Source organism: Vibrio sp. 811 (assembly GCF_033339195.1).
Map to the genome: position 1 here is coordinate 1 of NZ_JAWOUB010000981.1, position 511 is coordinate 511.

General features: G+C 43.1%; 1 protein-coding gene. It reads left to right on the forward strand.

What is annotated here, in order from left to right; all coding sequences use genetic code 11:
* Window positions 1-40: 40 nt before the first annotated feature.
* On the forward strand, window positions 41-430 hold the full coding sequence (locus R7Q46_RS30470; RefSeq protein ID WP_318078753.1) for an ATP-binding protein: 390 nt from the start codon (window positions 41-43) through the stop codon (window positions 428-430).
* The last annotated feature ends 81 nt before the right edge of the window (window positions 431-511 follow it).

Consider the following 511-nt stretch of genomic DNA (forward strand, 5'->3'; position numbering starts at 1 on the left):
CGTTACAGTTTGGGCTTCTATTTCATCATTCAACTGCATTATGTCGCTTGCTAAACTTATTCTCATTCGTGGTCTTCCTGGCTCAGGAAAAACAACCTTGGCGAAACAATTGGTGATAGATTTCGATGCGAAGCATTTCGAAGCCGACATGTATTTTGAGAATGAGAAAGGCGAGTACCACTTCAATCCGTCTTTGCTTCCGCAAGCGCACGAATGGTGTTTTGAACAAACGCGAAAATGGTTGAACAAAGGGAAAATCGTGATTGTGAGTAATACCTTTGTACGACATTGGGAAATGAAGCGGTATTTAGATTACTGCCGAAAGAAATCTATCGAGGTGGAAGTGATGGTGTGTTCGGGCGAATATCAGAGCATTCATAATGTGCCACCAGCGATAATCGAGAAGATGCGTCGCCAGTGGCAAGAGTAACAAAATAGACTCGAAGCATTACTGGCCGCGTCCATCAATCATTACGATAAGCGTTTTGCTCATGATAGAAAGATCCATCGT

Coding starts and splice junctions, on each gene's coding strand:
- R7Q46_RS30470 (WP_318078753.1), top strand. CDS start 41: ATGTCGCTTGCTAAACTTATTCTCATTCGTGGTCTTCCTGGCTCAGGA.